The sequence below is a fragment of the Amycolatopsis sp. NPDC051373 genome, assembly GCF_040689465.1.
GTDB lineage: Bacteria > Actinomycetota > Actinomycetes > Mycobacteriales > Pseudonocardiaceae > Amycolatopsis.
In genome coordinates this window covers 107513-125456 of record NZ_JBFBAE010000009.1, presented here as the reverse complement: position 1 = coordinate 125456, position 17944 = coordinate 107513, and the positions used below count along the sequence as shown (strand labels likewise).

General features: G+C 70.7%; 16 protein-coding genes and 1 pseudogene. 6 read left to right on the top strand and 11 right to left on the bottom strand.

The features are described from left to right. Position 1: 1 nt before the first annotated feature. Positions 2-255 (top strand): annotated as a pseudogene (locus AB0383_RS18370) (SAM-dependent methyltransferase); the annotation flags it as partial. Positions 256-301: 46 nt separating this feature from the next. On the opposite strand, the gene AB0383_RS18365 reads toward AB0383_RS18370, so the two are convergent. From AB0383_RS18365 to AB0383_RS18345, 5 genes are all read right to left on the bottom strand, one after another. Next, positions 302-1087, bottom strand: coding sequence for a TetR/AcrR family transcriptional regulator C-terminal domain-containing protein (locus tag AB0383_RS18365; RefSeq protein ID WP_366187960.1), 786 nt, complete (start codon positions 1085-1087; stop codon positions 302-304). Positions 1088-1132: 45 nt separating this feature from the next. Beyond that, positions 1133-1654: a hypothetical protein gene (locus tag AB0383_RS18360; RefSeq protein ID WP_364180697.1), complete on the bottom strand. Its 522-nt coding sequence runs from the start codon at positions 1652-1654 to the stop codon at positions 1133-1135. Positions 1655-1778: 124 nt separating this feature from the next. Further along, positions 1779-1973 (bottom strand): ferredoxin, encoded by a 195-nt coding sequence (locus AB0383_RS18355; RefSeq protein ID WP_366187959.1) that lies wholly within the window; start codon positions 1971-1973, stop codon positions 1779-1781. Between the two features lie 24 nt (positions 1974-1997). After that, positions 1998-3236 carry a cytochrome P450 gene (locus AB0383_RS18350; protein WP_366187958.1) on the bottom strand — a complete coding sequence of 413 codons (1239 nt, stop codon included), beginning with the start codon at positions 3234-3236 and terminating at the stop codon, positions 1998-2000. A 154-nt stretch (positions 3237-3390) separates the two neighbouring features. Continuing rightward, on the bottom strand, positions 3391-4017 hold the full coding sequence (locus AB0383_RS18345; protein WP_364180691.1) for a TetR/AcrR family transcriptional regulator: 627 nt from the start codon (positions 4015-4017) through the stop codon (positions 3391-3393). A 116-nt stretch (positions 4018-4133) separates the two neighbouring features. On the opposite strand from AB0383_RS18345, the gene AB0383_RS18340 reads away from it, so the two are divergent. From AB0383_RS18340 to AB0383_RS18330, 3 genes are read left to right on the top strand one after another with little or no spacing between them, the layout of a single operon-like run. Further along, the gene (locus AB0383_RS18340; protein ID WP_366187957.1) at positions 4134-4793 is read left to right on the top strand and encodes a YbaB/EbfC family nucleoid-associated protein; all 660 of its coding nucleotides are present in this window, start codon (positions 4134-4136) and stop codon (positions 4791-4793) included. Between the two features lie 16 nt (positions 4794-4809). Further along, complete coding sequence (locus tag AB0383_RS18335; protein WP_366187956.1) at positions 4810-5127, top strand: type VII secretion target; 318 nt, start codon at positions 4810-4812, stop codon at positions 5125-5127. Next, the gene (locus AB0383_RS18330; RefSeq protein ID WP_366187955.1) at positions 5124-7541 is read left to right on the top strand and encodes a hypothetical protein; all 2418 of its coding nucleotides are present in this window, start codon (positions 5124-5126) and stop codon (positions 7539-7541) included. Before AB0383_RS18335 ends, AB0383_RS18330 begins: the two co-directional genes overlap by 4 nt. Positions 7542-8208: 667 nt before the next feature. Here the strand turns inward: AB0383_RS18330 and AB0383_RS18325 are convergent. Continuing rightward, positions 8209-8913 carry an SDR family oxidoreductase gene (locus tag AB0383_RS18325; RefSeq protein WP_364180684.1) on the bottom strand — a complete coding sequence of 235 codons (705 nt, stop codon included), beginning with the start codon at positions 8911-8913 and terminating at the stop codon, positions 8209-8211. A gap of 99 nt (positions 8914-9012) precedes the next feature. Here AB0383_RS18325 and AB0383_RS18320 point away from each other — a divergent pair, with 99 nt between their 5' ends. Both AB0383_RS18320 and AB0383_RS18315 read left to right on the top strand, forming a co-directional pair. Beyond that, the gene (locus AB0383_RS18320) at positions 9013-9501 is read left to right on the top strand and encodes a helix-turn-helix domain-containing protein (protein ID WP_364180682.1); all 489 of its coding nucleotides are present in this window, start codon (positions 9013-9015) and stop codon (positions 9499-9501) included. A 142-nt stretch (positions 9502-9643) separates the two neighbouring features. Beyond that, positions 9644-10222 (top strand): snapalysin family zinc-dependent metalloprotease, encoded by a 579-nt coding sequence (locus AB0383_RS18315; protein WP_364180680.1) that lies wholly within the window; start codon positions 9644-9646, stop codon positions 10220-10222. A 43-nt stretch (positions 10223-10265) separates the two neighbouring features. Here the strand turns inward: AB0383_RS18315 and AB0383_RS18310 are convergent, their stop codons facing one another. The 5 genes from AB0383_RS18310 to AB0383_RS18290 form a co-directional block, all read right to left on the bottom strand. Continuing rightward, positions 10266-10943, bottom strand: coding sequence for a GntR family transcriptional regulator (locus AB0383_RS18310; RefSeq protein ID WP_364180678.1), 678 nt, complete (start codon positions 10941-10943; stop codon positions 10266-10268). Next, the gene (locus AB0383_RS18305) at positions 10940-13099 is read right to left on the bottom strand and encodes an alpha-galactosidase (protein WP_366187954.1); all 2160 of its coding nucleotides are present in this window, start codon (positions 13097-13099) and stop codon (positions 10940-10942) included. The genes AB0383_RS18310 and AB0383_RS18305 overlap by 4 nt, the downstream gene beginning before the upstream one ends. A gap of 27 nt (positions 13100-13126) precedes the next feature. Next, the gene (locus AB0383_RS18300; RefSeq protein ID WP_366187953.1) at positions 13127-14488 is read right to left on the bottom strand and encodes a sugar ABC transporter substrate-binding protein; all 1362 of its coding nucleotides are present in this window, start codon (positions 14486-14488) and stop codon (positions 13127-13129) included. Positions 14489-14598: 110 nt separating this feature from the next. Continuing rightward, positions 14599-15570: an alpha/beta fold hydrolase gene (locus AB0383_RS18295; RefSeq protein ID WP_364180672.1), complete on the bottom strand. Its 972-nt coding sequence runs from the start codon at positions 15568-15570 to the stop codon at positions 14599-14601. Further along, a complete protein-coding gene (locus AB0383_RS18290) occupies positions 15570-17939 on the bottom strand; it encodes a glycoside hydrolase family 95 protein (RefSeq protein WP_366187952.1) in 2370 nt (789 codons plus the stop codon). The genes AB0383_RS18295 and AB0383_RS18290 overlap by 1 nt, the downstream gene beginning before the upstream one ends. Positions 17940-17944 lie beyond the last annotated feature (5 nt).

The window sequence follows — 17944 nt, the reverse complement described above, 5'->3', positions numbered from 1 at the left end:
CCTGGTAGCCGAAGCCGCGTCGGTTGCCGTGGCGGGCTGGGACTTCTCCTGGCTCGACGGCCGTGCCACCGAGCGGCGCCCGTCCTGGGGCTACCAACGCCTTATCGGCACCCGGCTCGCCCACGCCCAGTCCGCTTTGGACATCCCGGCGGCGGCGAAGTCCTCGCTGAAATTCCTGCGCTGCCGCCGCGCACCGTCGCCACGGAGTCGTGGCCCCCGAACGTGGCCAAAGCGGCTTCCTTATTGCACCCCCGCATCGCCACCACCACGCGGCTCCTGATCGAAGCCCGAACGCCGTGAATCAGCTCTCCCGAGCGATGGCCGCCTCGATACCGTCCAGGAGGAGGTCCAGGCCCGACTCGAGGCTGAGCCGGGCCTCACGCTCGAGGTAAGGCTCGTCCGACGCGGCCGGAGGCTGCCCCGAGCCCAATCGGCCCACCAACGGATACCGCGAAACCAAATCCGGCACCAGCTCCCCCAGCACCGCCGCCCGCGAGGACCACCAGTCCTCTTCGGACAGTCCCGTCTCGCGGGAGGCCTGGCGTGATTCGGCGGCGATCTGCACCGAACCGCGGACCGTGTTCAGCAAGGCGCCCACGATCCACCGCACCCGCGCGGCTGGCAGACCGGTCGCGAAGAGGACCCGCAGCACCAGCTGCTGCATCCGGAACTCCCCCGGCCCCAGCACCGGCCGGGCGTAGGACACCTGCAGCACCCACGGGTGCCGCAGGTGGAAGTCCCAGAGCTCGCGCGCCAGAGCGACCACCGCGGGGCGCCAGCCGCCGGACAGGTCGTGGTCGTCGCGCAGCTCGGTCAGCGTCTGGTCGTACATGAGGTCGATGAGCTCGGTCTTGCCCGGCACGTACGTGTACAGCGCCATCGCCGTCCGGCCCAGGCGCTCGCCCACCGCCCGCATGGACAGCGCGCCCATTCCCGAGGCGTCGGCGATTTCCACGGCCGCCGCGACGATGGCGTCCACGCTCAGCGCGGGCTTGGGCCCCGGCCCGCCGCCGCGGGGCGCGACGTCCTTGCGCCACAGGAGCTCCATCGAGCGGCGGGCGTCCCCTTGCCCGGCGAAGACGACCACGAGGAACCCCCTGCGACGGCGACTCCTTACAGCATAAAGCGCGGGTCAGAAGCCGAGCGCGGTGACCGTCAGCACGTACTTGCCCTGCAGCAGTTCACCGCGCATTTCCGGCGTGATGGCGCGCGACGTGTCGGTGTAGGTGCCCGGAGACGCGGTCTGCACGGCGTACACGAAGTTGCTCACGCTCGGGTCCACGACAAGGCTGATCGTCGGCGTCAAAGTGGGCGAGAAGCGGTTCACGGCGCGCACGTAGGTGAAGACCGAGTGCACGACGGTGTCAGCCGCGGCCGAGTCGGTGGCGCAGCCCGTGGCCGGCGCGGCGGGCAGGTCGGCGGTGGCGTCGTTGAACGCCGTGGCCACCGGGTTCGCCGTGGCGTTCGGGTTGGAGCCCATCTCGGCGACGATGGCCTCGACGCGGGAGTCCAGCGTGGCCGCGACGTCACCGACCGCGGCGCACCGCAGCGGCGACGGCGGGATCGGCGCGATGGACGCCGCGGCGGGCACGGCGCCCGCCGCGAGCAGGGCCGGCGCGGCGATCAGCACGGACACGAGACGGCGGAGCGACACGGCGGGTTTCTCCCTTCCCCGGCAACCAGGACGAGTCACCCTAGCCAGCACCGCGCCGAGCACGACATTCCCCGGTCGGGCGTCACACCACCGTGTGGCGCCCGACCGGTTCCACAATGGACAACTACCCCGCCAGCTCGATCGCCAACGCGGGACAGATCTGCGCCGCCTCGCGGGCCTGGTCGTGCAGCTCCTCGGGCGGGTTCTCGTCCAGCAGCACCACGATGCCGTCGTCCTCGCGCTGGTCGAACACCTCCGGCGCCGCGAGCACGCACTGGCCCGCCCCGACGCACCGATCCTGGTCGATGACCACCTTCATCTCAACAGTCCTTTCGCGGGAGGTTCACCAGGTCACGGGCAGCGAGTGCACGCCGTAGACCAGCATGTCGTTCTTGAAGTCCAGCTCCGCCAACGGCGCCGCCAGCTTCAGCGTCGGGATCCGCCGGTATAGCGTGCTGTAGACCACCTGCAGCTCGACGCGCGCGAGCGGCTGCCCGAGACACTGGTGCACGCCGTAGCCGAAAGCCACGTGGTGGCGGGCCTTGCGCGTCACGTCGAGCTTGTCCGGGTCGGGGAACGCCTCGGCGTCGCGGTTGGCGGCGTCGGAAGCGGCGATGAGGCCCTCGCCCTTGCGGATCTGCCGGCCCGCGACCTCCATGTCCTCCAACGCGACGCGCCGGCGTCCCGTGTGGACGATTGTGAGGTAGCGCAGCAGCTCCTCCACAGCGTTGGCGATCAGCGGCGGGTCGCCTTCGCGGACGAGGTCGAGCTGCTCCGGGTGCTCCAGCAGCGCCACGGTGCCGAGCGCGATCATGTTGGCCGTGGTCTCGTGGCCGGCCACGAGCAGGAGCTGGCCCATGGCCGCGACGTCGTCCGCCGTCATCGCGCCGGTGGCCACCTGCTCGGTCGCGAGACGGCTCAGCACGTCGTCGCCCGGGTCCGTCAGCTTCTGCTCCACCAGCCGGCTCAGGTAGGCCAGCAGTTCCTCGACCGCGTCCAGCGACTGCTGCGGCGTGGCCTCCTGCGAGATCAGCACCTTGCTGAGGCGGTGGAACAGCGCGCGGTCCCCGTACGGCACGCCGAGCAGCTCGCAGATCACCAGCGACGGCAGGGGAAGCGCGAAGGCCTGCACGAGGTCCGCGGGCTTCGGGCCGGCCAGCATGTCGTCGATCAGCTCGTCGACGATCTTCTGGATGCGCGGGCGCAGGCGCTCCATCTTCTTGACCATGAAGTCGGCGGTCAGCATCCGACGCTGGGAAGCATGCTCGGGGTCGTCCATGCTGATGAACGCCTTGGCGCGCTTGCGCCGGGCCGCGACGCCCGGCGACTGCGGCGGGTACCCCGGCAGGTCGGTGTCGGCGCTGACGCGCGAGTCACGGAGCAGCGCGCGGACGTCTTCGTAGCGCGTGAACAGCCAGGGCTCGCTGCCGTCCCAGATCCGCACGCGGGACACCGGCTCGTCGTGTAGCCGCCGCTCGAGCTCGGGTGGCGGGTCGAACGGGCAGCGCCCGCGCGACATCGGGTACTCGGGCTCACGGGCGTCGGACACGCCTTGCGACGAGGACGAGAGGACCTCCGTCATCGACAATCCCTCCTACGGAGAGTTACCAAACGAATGTTCGGATACTTACTGAACACATGTTAGGCAATCTGGTGGAGAGTTGGCCACCTTCGTAGACAAGATCACCGGGACGGCCGAGAGCGGTCGGGTGGAAACGGGAGAAAACGCCCGTGGCTCAGGCGAAAACGAGCGAAACGAGCTCGTCGACGAACGGCAGGACGGAGTCGGCGCCGCCCCGCACGGGCGAGTTGTGGAACAGCGCGACGCGGCCGTGGGCGCCGACGAACGCGATCACGCCGGCCCGCTCGGCGGGCACTCTGAGCGAGAATCCCGCCGCGTCGCACCGCGCGAAGCCGGTCGTGAGCAGTTCGATGAGGTCGGGCAACGGTCCCTTCGGGTACGCGTCGGGCGTCGCGCGCGTGGCGCCGTTGGCCATCATCAGCCGGTGGTGGCCCGGGTTGTCCATGGCGAAGCGGCAGTACGCGTGGATCAGCGCACGCACGCGGCCGACGACGTCCGCCGGGTCCTCGCTCGCCTCGGCCGCCTCCATCGCGGCGCGCAGCCGCGCGAACTCGTGGTCGAGTAAGCCCGCGACGAGGGCGGAGCGGTCTGTGAAGTGCTGGTAGATGCTCGCCGGCGCGATGCCGACCGCGCGGGCGACGCCGCGGATCGTCAGGCCGTCCTCACCGCCGAGCTCGGACAGCAGCCGGCTGGCCGCGTCGAGGATCTCCCCGCGCAGCCGGTCGCCCTCGCCCCACCTGTTCCGGGTGCGCCCGGCGCTGACCTCGACTTCTTCCGGCACGTGCCCATTCTTACCGCTTGACCTGCCCGAGCGTCGGATGGGCCGCCTCGTTTCGTCGTTGACCCGTCATCTGCGGTTCACCCCGACAGGTGGGACAGATCGATATTTTTTTCCCGGTGGACGAGCAGGAGTGGCTGGACGACTTCCAGCGGCGCGTGGACGACATGCGCGCGAAAAGCGTGGCGTTGCAAGAGAAACTCACCGAGGCCGAAGGCAAGGCCCGCTCGTCGGACGGACTGATCACGGTCACCGTCACCCCCAACGGCGCGCTGAAGAACCTGCACATCGACGACCGGGCGCTGCGTTCGTCCGGCGGGGCCCAGCTCACCGCCACCATCATGGAGACCTACGGCAAGGCCCAGCGACAGGTGTCGCGCGAGGTCGCCGACGCGCTCGAGCCACTGGCCGGCGGCACCGAGATGATGGACGTGGTCCGGTCCTTCCTGCCCGAACCGGAGCCCGAGGAAGACGAGCCGCAGAACGCGCCGCGCCAGCCCGGTGAACCCGAGGCCGAGGACCGCACCCCGCCGCCGCCCGCGCCGCCGCGGATGCCGCCCGCCGGTGGCCTGCCGCCCGCACAGCCGGGAATGCCGCCGCAGCTGCCTCAGGTTCCGCCCCTGCCGCCGCGGATGCCGCCCGCTCCCCCCGTTCCGCCGGCTCCGCAGCCGGGGCCGCCCGCGCCGCCGCAGCCGCGGCCGGACCAGCAGCCGAGGCCGCAGTCGGGCCCGCACCGCCGCCGCATGGACGGCGACGACGACGAGATGCAGCCGTGGTGACGAGGGAGATGCGCTGATGGACGGGTACACCGTCGAACCCGACGTGCTGACGACGTACGCGAGTGGTCTGGACGACCGCGGCGGCAAGGTGACGGCCGCGGCCAACCGCATCCAAGAGGTCAACGGCGGCGACATCAACGCGTTCGGCGTGGTCGTCGGCCAGGTGCTGGGGATCCCGACGCGCATCGCGCTCGGTGTGCTGCACGACCAGGTCAACGGCGCCGCGAAGGCGATGACGGACCAGGCCAACAACACGCGCACTGCCGCGGACCAGTACCGCACCACGGAAACCAACCACGCGCAGACGATCACGACAGCGGGGACCCTGACGTGACCACGACGTTCGACCCGAACGCCAAGCCCGACTTCGGTGCCGGGGTGGTGATCACCGACTCCAACAAGTTCTCCGGCGCGGGTTTCCTCGACTCGTACTCGTTCCTCATCAAGAGCTGCGAGGACATGAAGACCGCCGACGACTCCGACAAGGCGGCCCTGGGCGTCTCGATCGGGCTCGGCGTGGTGGCTTCGGCCGTGGACACGGTGAAGTTCGCGCTCAACCCGCTGGGCAGCCTGATCTCGGCCGGGCTCGGCTGGCTGATCGAGCACGTGAGCTTCCTGCGCGAGCCGCTCGACATGCTGATGGGCGACCCGGACCAGATCCAGCTGCTGAGCCAGGAAGTGCACACGATCGCCGAGACCATCCGGCAGATCGGCGAGGACCAGAAGTCCTCTTTGGACGGTGACATCAAGGAGTGGCAGGGCAACGCCGGCGACACGTTCCGGCAGCGCATGCAGGAGCTCGCCGCCGACCTGGACAGCAAGGCCCACGGCACCGACATCGTGGCGTACCTGATCCAGACGAACATGGCCATCATCGCGGCCGTGCGAGGTCTGTTCCGCGACCTCATCACCACGGTGCTGGGCGACATGATCTCCACGATGCTGATCGCTTTGGCCGCGGCCATCCCGACGTTCGGCGCGTCCATCGTCGCGGGCGTCGGCTGGTGCGTCACCCAGGCGACGCTCACCGCCACCTCGCTCGGCGCGAAGCTCGCCGCGGTCGTCGCGCAGGCCACCCGCTCGGCCGCGCGCATCGGCAACATCGTCAAGGGCCTCAAAACCCGCCCGGGCGCGAGCGGCGCCGCCGGCAGCGGGGCCCACGCTGGCGACGACATCCCGCTGGGCCCGGTCCCCGGCCGCGGCGGCTCGGGCGGCGGCGCCGGTGGTGGCGCTGGGTCTTCCGGTGCGCACAGTGGTGATGATGCGGCTACTCCGCCGCCGGTGCCGCCGAAGGACGATGTGCCTCCGCCTACGGGTGGTTCGGGTTCGGGTTCGGGTTCTGGATCGGGCTCGGGCTCGGGTGGCGGCAGCGGTTCGGGTTCTGGGTCGGGCTCGGGCTCGGGTAGCGGCAGCGGTTCGGGTTCGGGCTCGGGTAGTGGTTCTGGCAGCGGCTCGGGCAGCGGCTCCCACCCCGGCGACGACGCCGCCACGCCTCCCCCGACCCATAGCGGCGACGACGCTGCGACCCCAGCCCCGGCCTCGCACGCCGGTGACGACGTCCCCACTCCGGTTCCGCCGAAGGACGACGTGCCCCCGCCCGCCGGCGGCAGTGGTTCCGGCAGTGGATCCGGCTCGGGCAGCGGCTCCGGCAGCGGCACCCACGCCGGCGACGACGCCGCCACGCCTCCCCCGGCTTCCCACGCCGGCGACGACGTCCCACCTCCGGTCCCACCGAAGGACGACGTCCCATCCCCGGCAACCCACACCGACGACGCAGCCACGCCCCCACCGGCCTCCCATGCCGACGACGACGTGCCGCCGCCCGTGCCCCCGAAGGACGACGTCCCGCCCCCGGCACCCCACTCCGGCGACGACGCGGCCACCCCGCCACCCGCCTCCCACGCGGGCGACGACGCCGCGACACCTCCACCGGCCTCACCCGCCAACGACGACGTCCCGCCGCCGGCAACCCACGCCGACGACGCGGCCACTCCGCCACCCGCCGGCCACGCGGGCGACGACGTCCCACCGCCCGTCCCGCCCAAGGACGACGTCCCGCCACCGGCAACCCATTCGGGCGACGACGCCGCAGCACCTCCGCCGGCTTCGCACGCCGGTGACGACGTCCCGCCGCCGGTGCCGCCCAAGGACGACGTGCCCCCGCCCGGCACCCACTCCGGCGACGACGCCGCGACACCTCCGCCGAGCAGCCACGCGGGCGACGACGCGCCGCCGCCCGTCCCGCCCAAGGACGACGTGCCCCCGCCCGGCACCCACTCCGGCGACGACGCAGCCTCGGACAGCAGCCACGGCGGAACCCAAGGCAGCCACCATGGCGACGACGGGACGCCGCCTGGCAGCAGCCACCACGGTGACGACGGCACCCCGCCCGCCAGTCACCACGGCGACGACGCCGCCGCGCCCCCGGCCAACCAGCCGCCGAAGACCCCGTGGACGAAGGCGCACGAGGACTGGCTGAAGCAGCACCAGCCGGACGCCTTCGCCAAGTACAAGTACCTCGAGAACCAGCTGAAGGCGAACCACCCGCAAGCCTTCTCGATCCTCAAGCAATGGGTCGCCGACTCCGACAGCGCCAAGGAAATGTGGGCGTGGCCGGTCAAGGGCGGCCAGGAGATCATGAAGCAGATGCTCGACATCCAGAAAACAGCCGAAACCGGCTGGGCCAACGCCAACGCCAACGCCAACACCGGCGGCGGCGACGAGCCCCCAGCAGACGGCGGCCACTAGCCCGCCACAAAGACACCGCGCCCCTGCCAGCCCACAAGGCCGCCGGGGGCGCGGTGCTTTGCCCGCACACCAACGAAAACCGGGCTCCCGCGAGCCATCTGTCCCGGGCTGCCCGGCGGTTCGCCTAAAGGGTCACTCGCCCTCGACAGACCACCGAGCCGCCAAGAAGCGCCCCCGCCCGCCACGAACCGCCATTGGAGCGACCAACCGGAGAAACCGCCACCGACGCGACCGACTGGGCCACACCAGCGGCCCACCGAAAACGCGGCAACGGACCGGCTTCGGCGAGGCCACCGGCAGACAACCAGCGAACCGAAACAACCGAGCCGGCTCGGAGCGCCCCGCCTCACTCCTCCGCAGACCACAAGGCAGCCAAGAAGCGCCCCGGCTGCCGGAGACCGCCGCCTGGGCAACCGGCCAGGAACCCACCAGCGAGCCACCAAAAACCCGGCCCCGGACCAGCGCGGACAGTCGACGGCAAGACGAACCCCCAGGCCCGACAGGGAAGCCGGCTGCTTGCCATCCTTGGCCGAGCCACCCGAAATCCGGCCGCAGCCGCAAACACCCGTCCCGACAGGGCCATCGCCCGGTTCCCGCGCAAGCCGGCAAAAGCCACCGAAAACCCGCCCTGAACCAGCAGCGGATGCCCGCCGAAGCGAGCCGTAAGTCAGGAAACCAGCTGCGGGTACTGCCCCGCGATGTCGCCCGACAGGCTCGCGCGCACGGCGCGGCTGACGTCGTCCGCGACGATCTCGAAGTCGCCCTTTTCGAGGCCGTCCAGGGCCAACGCGGCGATCGACGCCGGGTCGGACTTGGGGCCTGTGATGTCCGAGGCCATGTCCGTGTCCATATAGCCGACGTGCAGGGCCGTCACCAGCGTGCCCTGGTCGCGCAGGGCCAGGCGCAGGCCGTTGGTCAGCTGCAGGCCCGCCGCTTTGCCCGCGGAGTACGCGTTGACTTGGGGTGCGGTGAACCACGACAGCACCGAGAGGATGTTGAGGATCGCGCCGCCGCCGTTGCGGGCCAGCGTGGGAGCGAAGGCGCGCGCCGTTTCCAGTGGGCCGAAGTAGTGCGTCTCCATCTCCAGCCGGACGTCTTCCAGCGAACCGGAAAGGAACGACGCCCCCGTGGAGACGCCGGCGTTGTTGATCAGCAGCGTCACATCGCCGGCCGCTTCGGCGGCCGCGCGGATCGAAGCCGGGTCTGTGACGTCGACCGCAATCGGCACGACACCCGGCAGGTCGACCGATTCCGGACGGCGCACCGCGGCGTAGACCTTCGCCGCCCCGCGCTCCAGCAGAGCGGCGGCCAACTCCCGGCCCAGCCCGCGGTTCGCGCCCGTCACCAGCGCGACAGAACCCTTGATCTCCATCAAAAACACTCCCATCACATCTGACTTGTCACCTGCAAGCTAGCCATCGCCGACACTACGGGCTAAACTTGCTTCAGGCAAGCCAGCGCGGGAGGAAACATGGGCCGACGTTCAAGCTGGGAAGGCACGTCCTGCCCCATCGCTCGCGGCGCCGACGTGCTCGGCGAGCCGTGGACGCTGGTGATCCTTCGCGACGCCCACGCGGGCACCACGCGCTTCGACGAGTTCCGCAGCCGCCTCGGCATCGCGGACAATGTGCTGTCCGCACGGCTCGCGCGAATGGTCGAGACCGGCCTGATGACCCGCGTCCCCTACCGCGACGGCGGCCGCACCCGCGACGAGTACCGCCTCACCCAGGCCGGCGCCGACACGCTGCCGGTGATCCACGCGCTGGGCGCCTGGGGTGACACCTACACCCATTCGCCCACGCCCAGCGAGCCGATGCTGCTGATCCACACCCCGTGCGGTGAGCCCACACGCCCCGGCGAGAAGTGCGACCACTGCGGCGGCGACCTCAACCGCACGGAACTGCGCCGGCTCGAGAAGGACTCACACGAGCAGGTACCGCTGGCCGAACCGATCGCCTGAGTCAACCCGTAGATGGTGTTGGTAAATCACCATTTTCCGGACAGTACGAAAGTCGGGTCACAAGCAGGGCTGAATTGCCTAAATTCGGCGCAGCGCGCGCAAATCAGGCAAAACTCCCCTCACCCACCCGAGGAGCTTTCCGATGTCGAGGAAGTTCTTGCTGTCCGGCGCGATCGCGCTGGCCGTCGCCGCCGCCCCGCTTGTCACGGGCACGGCCACCGCCGCCACGGCCGCCACCGACCAGGCCGCGGCCGTCACCACGGTGTACTACAGCACCTCCGGCGCGCCGACGTTCCGCGCGGCGATCAACGCCGGCGCGGCCAACTGGAACCGCTCGGTCACCAACGTCAAGCTGGTCGAACGCTCCTCCGGCGCCTCGCTGCGCTACACCGAGGGCAACGACCCGCGCGGCTCCTACGCCCAGAGCGACGGCCACGGCACCGGCACCGTCTTCATCGACTACACCCAAGCCCGCGAGTACGACAACACCCGCATCGCCGCCCACGAGACCGGCCACGTGCTCGGCCTGCCCGACCACTACTCCGGCCCGTGCTCCGAGCTGATGTCCGGCGGCGGCCCCGGCCCGTCCTGCACCAACGCCAACCCCAACGCGCAGGAACGCTCCCGCGTGAACTCCCTGTGGGCCAACGGTTTCCGCACGCTGGGCGCCGGCGGACCGCAGGAGCGCATCTACGAGACGCTGCCCGTCCTCACCCACTGACCCGAACCTGTGAAGGGCTCCCCCGACCGTTGAGGGGAGCCCTTCACATGCGGGACAACAGCCGGTCGCGCGCCACTTCCAGGTGCGCGGCCATCGCCTTGCGCGCCGCCGCCGCGCTGCCCGACACGAGCGCCTCGACGATGTCGCGGTGCTCCGAGATCGTCTGCTCGCCGAACGGCTGGTTGTAGTTGAGCCGGAAGAAGTGCAGGTGGCAGTGCGTGCGGGCGAACGCCTGCTCCACCGCCGCGTTGCCCGCGATGCGCAGCACCAGCTCGTGCAAGCGCGCGTCGTGCGCGGTCAACGCCTTGTAGTCGCTGTACGCGTCGTGCGCGGGCGCGGCGGGGCACGTCGCCAGCTCCGCGCGCAACGCCGCCGAATGACCGTCCGACATCGCCTTCGCGGCCAGCCCGGCGCTCGGCGGCTCCAGCAGCATCCGCAGCGAGTACATGTCGTCGACCTCGCGCCTGCTCAGCAGCTCGGTCACGCGGTAGCCGCGCAACGGCAGGCGGCTCACCAGCTCCTCGGATTCCAAGCGCGCCAGCGCTTCCCGCACCGGCGTGCCCGAGACCCCCAGTTCCCGCGCGATCTCGTCGATGTTCACGCGGGCGCCGGGCGCGATGCCGTCGTTCATGATGAGGGCGCGAAGCTGCTCGTAGACGCCGTCGGCGAGCACCTGCCGGGCCGGCAGCGCGACGAGCCTGCGCTCCGCGCCCGGCTTCATGATTGGTCCACAGTGGACAGGTCGACCAGCAGCGCCTGCGCCGGGTCGAGCACCGGCATCGGCAGGCCCGCCGCCGCGAGCACGGCACCCGGAAGTTCCAGCGGCCCGTCGACAGCCCGCGTGAACCACTCCGGCGCCGCCACCTCGCGCAACGAAGGCAGCCCGGCTTCGGTCCGCACGCGGACGCGATACAACCGCGACGGGTCCAGCCCTGGCAGCCGCACGCGTCCGGGCTGTCCCGCCGGGCCCGTCGCCAAGCGGGCCCAGCAGAACAGCGCACGGGTCTGCGAAACCACGCCGTGCAGGTACGCGTCGGCGTCCGGCAGGTCGGCCCGGACCACGCGCCCGCCGTGCAGCAGCGGCCGGAACTCCTTGTACAGCTGCGCCCACGCCGTGAACGCCGCCAGCTCCTCCGGCGTGCTGCGCGTGAGGTCGGCCTCGATCCCCGCGTGGCCGAACAACGCCGTGACCAGCCGGAACGACAGGTCCGTCATGCGCGCGGTGGTGTGGCTGCGCTCGGCGCCGACGTGCGAGCCGATCACCTCCGGCGGGATCAGCTGCGCGGTCCAGCGCTGGATCGCCTGCCGTTCGAGCGGGTCGATGCAGTCCGACGCCCACACGCGGTCGGTGCGGCCCAGGATCCCCAGGTCGACGCGGCCGCCGCCGCTCGCGCAGCTCTCGATCTCCAACGTCGGATGGCGGAGACGCAGCTCGTCGAGCAGCCGGTACAGCGCGAGCGTCTGAGCGCGCGAGCCGGCGCGGCCCGTGACTCGGTCGTACGCCTCGTGCAGCTCGCGGTTGTGGTCCCACTTGAGGTAGTCGACGCCGTACTCGCCCACCAGTGCGTCGAGCGAGTCCAATAAGTACTGGTAGGCCTCGGGGTGCGCGATGTTCAGGGAGTACTGGTTGCGCGAGGACGCGCCCAGGTCAGCAGGCCCGAGAAGCCACGAAGGGTGCTCCCGGGCCGTGTCGGAGTCGAGGTTCACCATCTCCGGCTCGACCCACAGCCCGAACTGCATCCCCAGCGCGTGCACGCGTTCCACCAGCGGCGTGAGGCCCTGCGGCCACACGGCGCGATCGACGGTCCAGTCGCCGAGGCCCGCGGTGTCGTCGCGCCGGCCGCGGAACCAGCCGTCGTCGAGCACGAGCCGCTCCACGCCGACCTTCGCGGCCAGCTCCGTGAGCTCCAGCAGGCGGTCGAGATCGTGCTCGAAGTACACGGCTTCCCACGTGTTCAACGTCAGCGGCCGCGGTTTGCCCGTGTGCGTGGCCCGTGCGCGGTGATACGCGTGGAACCGCGTGGCAAGCCCGTCGAGACCTTCGTCCGACCAGGCGAAACACACCACGGGGGCCACGTACGACTCCCCCGCCGCGAGCCGGACCTCACCGGGCCGCAGCAGCTCTCCGCCGCCGAGCACGCTCGCGTGCACGCCGGCGCCTTCGGGCAGCTGCTCGGCGAACCACTTCTGGTCGCCGCTCCACGCCACGTGCATACCCCAGACTTCCCCTGAGGCGAAGGAAAACCCGGGCTCGCCGACCGTCAACAGGTACGGCGAGTCCGCGCCCGGCTTGCCGCGGCGCACCTCGCGCACGTGGCCCCCGTACGCCAGCGGCAGCCGTTGCGGGCTGCGTTCCCGGCACCATTTGCCCGTGAAGTCGAGCACCTCCGCGGCCCGCCGGGGCAGCGGCAGCACGGCCACCACCCCGGCGAGGTCGTACGGTTCGGCGCCCGCGTCCGCGTGGCGGGTCACCTTGGTCGCGACCTCCAGTACCCCCGAAGGGGTCAGCCGGTAGATCAGCTCCACGTCCAGCCCGGACGACGCGTCGGTGAGCTCCAGCGTCAACGCACCGTCGTCCTGGGAGAAGCCCCGCAGCACCGGCCGCGGCACCGCGCCGCGGCCGGCGGTGTGGCCCGACACCGCGGGGGTGCCGGACCACGTTTCCGCTTCCGTGGGCCACACGGAAAACGCCCGCGGCACGTCGGGCGCGTTGTTGAGCACCGCGCCGCCGGCGGTCAGCCGCAGCGCCGTGGTGTCGACTTCGGACAGCTCGCCGAGGTCGGCGCCCCAGTGCAGCACGCGCGGCACCGGCCGGCCGAGTTCCACTGCGAAACTCGTACCGGCGGCCCGCAGGCCGACCACCGTAGGGCTGGACATGTCCTCACTCCTGACTCCCGGGCGTTCCTACTTCTTGGCGAGCAGCGAAACGCTCTGCTTCTCCATGTCGGGGAACACGTCGTCGTTGCGGTTGTGCGAGTAGAACGACTCGAGCAGCGGCTCCTCCGCGGCCTGCACGGCGGCGCCGTTGGCGTAGACCTCGGCCGGGTAGAGCGAGCCGTTCTTCAGCATCGCGGTGAACACCGACAGGTCCACACCCTGCGGCTTCATGGCCGCGGTGGTCGCGTCCATCGAGGCCGGGATCGACGGGAAGAACGTGCCCGTCTTCGACGCCGCGGTCTGGCAGTCCTGCGAACCCATGTAGGAGACCCACTTCCAGGTCAGGTCGGGGTTCTTCGTGCCGGCCCAGATCGTGTTCCCGTTGGAGTTCGACGTCAGCGCGCGGGTCTTGCCGTCGGGCCCGGTGGGCGGCGCCGCGATCCCGATCTTCACACCGGGCAGCTTCGCGAAGCTCGGCGCGGACCAGGAACCCGAGAGCTCCATGGCGACCTTGCCAGAGCCGATGAGGTCGGCGTCGCTGACGGTGGACTGGCCGCCTCCGGTGGTGAACGTGCCGATCTTCGGCGCGAGGCCGCGGTCGGTGAGCGTGCGGATGTAGTTCACGGTCTTGACGAACCGCGGGTCGCTGTAATTGAACTTCGTCGGCCATTCCGGCTTGTCACCGAGGCGCCAGCCCAGCGTCGAGGCGAACGCGCTGAAGGTCACCTGGCCGATGAAGTCCTTCGCCGCGAGCTGGCCCATGCCGTAGGTGGCGACGTTGTTCTTGTCGAAGCCCGGCTGGTCACCGCGCACGCCCTTCTTGTCGACAGTCAGGTGCGCCACCATCTTGTCGAACGTGCCGCCGTCGTCGGGGTTCCAGCTGAGGTTCTGCACGTCGGCGGCGGTGTAGCCGGCCTTGGTGAGCGAATCGGTGTTGTAGTAGAGACCGGCCGACGCCCAGTCGAGCGGCAGGCCGTACTGCTTGCCGTCGGTGAACTTCCACGAGTTGACGCCCACGGAGAACTTCTTGAGGTCGAAGTTGTCCTTCTTGATGTAGTCGTCGAGCGGCAGCAGCTGGTGCTGGCTCGCGTAGGCCTGCAGGTACTGCACGCTGTCCTGGAACGCGTCGGGCGCGGTGCCCGCGACGAACCCGGCGGTGAGCTTGGTGAAGTAGTCGGCCACGGTGTACTGGGAGATCTTCACCGTGGTGCCGGGGTTGGCCTTCTGGAAGGCGTCGGCGCACACCTGGTAGGCGGCGGCCTGGTGGTCGTCCCAAGTCCACCAGTTCACGGTGTTGCCGCCGGCGTCGGCCGAGCCACCGCCGCAGCCGGCCAGCACTGCTCCGAGCACCGCCGCCAGCCCGGTGGCGGCCCAAGTGCGGATCTTCATGGGATTCCTCGCTTCCGCGCCACTCGGACGCTTCTCCACTCCACGGTGGATTCGAAAACTAGGGATTTGAAACTGTGAATTTCAAAAATGCGGATTTGAAAAGGTGAGTTTCAGGTGCCCGGGTTGAGCAGCGGCGCGAACGTGGCGAGCACGTTCTCGAGGTCCTGTCCCCCGCCGGCTTCGTGCCCGTTGTACTCCCACACGTCGAGGTGTTTCCGGCCGCGATAAGCGTTGTAGGCGCCGAAAACCGTCGACGGAGGAACGATGTCGTCCATCAGCCCGATCGAGAAGTGTGCCGGGGCGATGGCACGGCTCGCGAAGCCGACACCGTCGAAATAGGACAGCACCTCGAACGTCCGCTCGACCTCGTGCCGTTGTGCGGCCAGGTAACCGGCAAGCTCGGTGTATGGCGGCTTGCCCGCGATCAGCGAGGCGCGCCGGAGGTCACACAGGAACGGCGCCTGCGCGTAGAGCGCCGCGACGTCGGGCACGAGTGCCGCCGCGGCCAGCGCGATCCCGCCACCCTGGCTGTTGCCCGCGACCGCGACCCGGTCCGGGTCGACGACGTCGAGCGCCCGCGCGGCCTCCACCGCGCGGGCCGCGTCGGTGAACACGCGGCGGTAGTAGTACGTTTCACGGCTTTCGATTCCGCGGGTCAGGAACCCGGGGAACGACGGGCCGCTGCCCACCGGGTCGCCGGTCGTGCCACCCGCGTGAGCGCCGCCTTGGCCGCGGACGTCGACCTGCAGCTGCGCATAACCCGCCGAAGCCCAGACCAGCTCTTCGAGCGCGCTGCCGCGGCCGCTGCCGTAACCGTGGAACTGCACGACGGCGGGCAACGGACCGGACTGGTTCCGAGGCACACGCAGCCAGGCGTTGATGGGGTGGCCGTCGAAGCCGGCGTAGGTCACCTCGAACACGTCGAGCGTCCGCAGCGCGGTCTCGACCGGTGTCACGGTCACGTCGAGCTCGAACTTCGCCGCTTCCGCGAGGGTTTCCCGCCAGAAGTCGTCGAAGTCTTCCGGAGCTTGGTACTCGCTGGTGTAGGTACGCAGCTGCGCCAGCGGCAGGTCGGTCAACATCAGAACTCACCGTCCAATTCGGACACCTCGCCGACGGCGATCTTGAGCGTCGTGCCGCCACCGGGCCACCGGACCACGACCTCGTCGCCGGCCTCGCCGGACAGCCGCGTCACACTCGCCGACACGACCTTCCCGGCCTGCCAGCTGACGTCGACCGCGAGCCCGCCCCGAGCCCGTAGCCCGTGCGCCGTACCGTCCGGCCAGGCCGAGGGCAACGCGGGCAGCAGGTCGATCGCGCCGGCGTGGCTCTGCACCACGAGCTCCGCCAGGCCGGCCGGGAAGCCGTAGTTGCCGTCGATCTGGAACGGCGGGTGCGTGCTGAACAGGTTGGGCAGCAGCCCGCCCCACTCGGAGCCGTCCACGGGCGCGTCGCGGTGGCGGTCGCCGGTGAACGGCTGGGTCGCCTCGGAAAGGAGCGAACGCGCGGTGTCGCCGTCGCCGAGGCGGGCGCGCAGCGCGATCTTCCACGCCCACGACCAGCCCATCGCGCCCGGTCCGCGGCGGTCCATCAACGCGGTCGCGGCCGCGCCGAGCTTCGTGCCGGCGGTGATCTGGCCGAGCGGGTAGACGGCGATCATCTGCGACATGTGCCGGTGCTGGGGGTCCTGCTCGTCCAAGTCCTCGGCCCACTCCGCGAGCCAGCCGCCGTCTGTCACGCGCAGCGGACGCAGGCGCGGCAGGGCGGCAGTGATCTCGGGCGTCACCGGGTGCTCGATGCCGAGCGCTTCGGCCGCCGCGAGCGTGCGGGAGAAGACCGCGCGGATCAGTGCCGTGTCCATCGCGACGGACCAGGTCAGCGACTCGGGCTCGCCGGCCTCGGAAACGAACAAGTTCTCGGGCGACGTCGACGGGATCGTGTCGAGGAAGCCGTCCGGGCCTTCGGTGAGCCAGTCGAGGCAGAACTCGGCGCAGCCCTTGAGCAGCGGCCACGCCGTGTCGCGCAGGAACGCGGTGTCGCGAGTGAAGTCGTAGTGGTCCCAGGCGTGCTGGACGAGCCAGGCGCCGCCCATCTGCCAGATCGCCCACGACGGGTTGCCGTGTCCCATGCCCACCGGCAGCGCCCAGCCCCACGGGTCGGTGTTGTGGTGGGTGACCCAGCCGCGGGTGCCGTAGAGCTCACGCGCGACGTCGGCGCCGGTCACGGCGAGCTTGCCCAGCAGGTCGAACAGCGGCGTGTGGCATTCGCCGAGCCCGGTCGTCTCTGCGGCCCAGTAGTTCATCTCGGTGTTGATGTTCACCGTGTAGTTCGACGACCACGCCGGGCGCAGCTCTTCGTTCCAGATGCCCTGCAGGTTCGCAGGTGGCGCGCCTGGCCGGGACGACGTGGCCAGCAGGTAGCGGCCGTAGGCGAACATCACCGTGGCGGTGAGCTGTTCGTCCTTTCCGGACAAGATGTCGGCGGCCACGTCGTAGGTGCCGGCACGGTGGTGCCCGAGCTGAAGTGTCGCCGCGGCGAGCAACGGCCGGAGGTCGGCTTCGTGCGCGCGCAGCAGCTCGTCGGCGCCTTCGGCCAACGCGGTCGCGGCGGTTCCGGCGGCGACGGCCTGGTGACGTTCGCGCGAACGCGGCGCCGCGCCCGTCCAGACGTCGGCGGCGTTGGTGGAGCTGGACACGGTGAGCAGCACCCGGGTGGCACCGGCGATCGCCAGCCGTCCGTCCACCGCGGACACGGAGCCGTCGGTGTCGAGCCGCAGAGCGAGCGCTCCGAATGGGTCATAGCCCGGCCGCGCCCGGTCGGCGTAACGCAGCGGTTCGGCGACCTCCGGTTCATGCTTGGGCGCGCCGTCCACCGGCAGCTCGATCCCGAGCGTGATCCCGCTGTCCTCGACGAGCCGCGTCACCCCACGCAGCGGCGTGCTCAGCTCGACAAGAAGGTCGATCGGCGCCGACGCCGTCAGCGACACCACCAGCGCACCGGCAGGCCGGCTCGCCCATACGGCACGGTCCACAGTGGCCTCGCCGAGCGACAACCGTTCAGTGACCACGCCGTTGGCCAGATTGAGCTGACGGCCGTGGCTCTCGCCGTCCGGCAGCGTCACCCAGACGTCTCCCCACGGCAGGAACTCCTGGCTGTACGGCCCTTCGAACGACATCAGCAACGCTTCGGCCCGCCGGTAGTCCCGCGCACGCACCGCCTCGCGGATTTCCGCCAGCCGCTGTGGTCCGGCGCCGGCGGCGACGACGTCCGCCAGCGCGTCGACCGGGCCCGCTGGCGTGCCGGACCAGACCGTCGCGTCGTTGAGCTGCACGCGGCTGCGGCCGCCGCCACCGAACACCATCGCACCGAGCCGGCCGTTGCCCACGGGGCTCGCCTCGGTCCACTCGAGGGCGGGCGCAGCCCAGCCGAGGCACAGATCTTCGTTCGTCACGGCAG